The 1575-nt window shown below is 30.4% G+C and carries 1 pseudogene; it reads left to right on the top strand.

The features are described from left to right. A pseudogene (locus B6S12_RS11260) lies at positions 1-1575 on the top strand (hypothetical protein); the annotation flags it as partial.

The raw sequence follows: 1575 nt of genomic DNA, 5'->3' as shown, positions 1-1575 counted from the left end.
AGCTCTTTTACAAATATTAAAGACACACATAACCAATACATTTCTATTGGTAGTGATGTAGATTGGTGGCATTTTGCTAAGGGGACAAATACTAATAAGGATTTTAGAAATATCGCAAAAGAATATAGATTAACAAGTGATATAGATTTTAAGGGTGTAGTAGTAAAAGAGGGAGAGATTAAACAAAACTATGCTAAGTATGGCATTGACTTAGATGGAAATGGAACCATAGATACTGATGAATATACAAGTATGATTGTGGGGGATAGAAATTCTTTCACAGCCAACTTTGATGGGCAAGGATATACGCTAAAGAATATTAATATTGATACTACAATTACTGGGGATTATAATCCTAATAATGTTGGAATATTTGGTTTAATAAATGGTGCAGAATTTAAAAATATTAATATAGATTATATGGGGGGAGGGATAAAAAATAGTGACAATAGTAATGTAGGTGGATTTGCTGGGAATGCTAATGGAACTTTTTCAAACATTACCTTAAGCAATATAGGAGACATTAGCAACAATGCTAAAAGCATTGTTTTTACAGGAGGTTTTGTTGGAAGTATTAACCAAGGAGATTTCTCAAATATCACCCTAAATAACATAGGAAGTATTGGTGATTATCTTGATATAGGTGGTTTTGCTGGGCGTATTTATAATGGAACTTTCTCAAACATCACGCTTAATAATATAGGAAGTATTAGAGGTTATAATTCTGTAGGTGGTTTTGTTGGGCAAACTTATAATGGAACTTTCTCAAACATCACACTTAATAATATAGGAAGTATTACAGGTGCTATGGGAGCTACTGCAGGGGGCTTTGTCGGACAACTTCATATTGATGGAATTTTCTCAAACATTACACTTAATAATATAGGAATTATTGGTAGCTATGATGCAGGAGGCTTTGTTGGGACTATACAAGAAAATGGAACTTTCTCAAATATTGTTTTAGACTTTAAAGATACAATTATGTGGGGTAATGAGATTGGTGGTTTTGCTGGGCGTATTAATGACGGAATGTTCTCAAACATCAATATGTATTTTGAAAATGTAAAATCTGAGGGTCTAACCTTATATTCTTTTTATGGTAGCAAATATAAATCCATAGAAATAGACTCAATAAAATTCTATAGCAAAGGAACACAAGCTACTGCAAATGATGAAGTTGCTATCATTGAAGTAAATGATAGCTTTAATAAATCTGATTTAATAATTGGCAATATCAAATACGATTCTAAAAATAATATTTTCTACTCCATTGAAAGTGGTAAAGAACTTGTCTATAAAGATACAGATGATGGTAAATCTATAATGTATGCTAAAAATGCAGATGGAACAATAGGAGATGAAAACTCAAATATCATTTTTAATGATAAAACCAATACTTTTGAATTAAAAAATAATGGCAATGGTGGAAACAATGAAGATTCTAACTTCATTGATAAAAATAAAGATGGCTTAAATGATGTAACTTTAAGTGGTAATGACTTTAGCAAAGAAATCCTAGATTTAATTCTCAAAGATTTCTATAATGAAAAAATCATTATTGATTTACAAAAGAGT

The organism is Helicobacter valdiviensis (assembly GCF_003245365.1).
Taxonomy (GTDB): Bacteria; Campylobacterota; Campylobacteria; order Campylobacterales; family Helicobacteraceae; genus Helicobacter_D; species Helicobacter_D valdiviensis.
The sequence above is the reverse complement of the archived record's forward strand: the minus strand, read 5'-3'. Positions and strand labels throughout refer to the sequence as shown.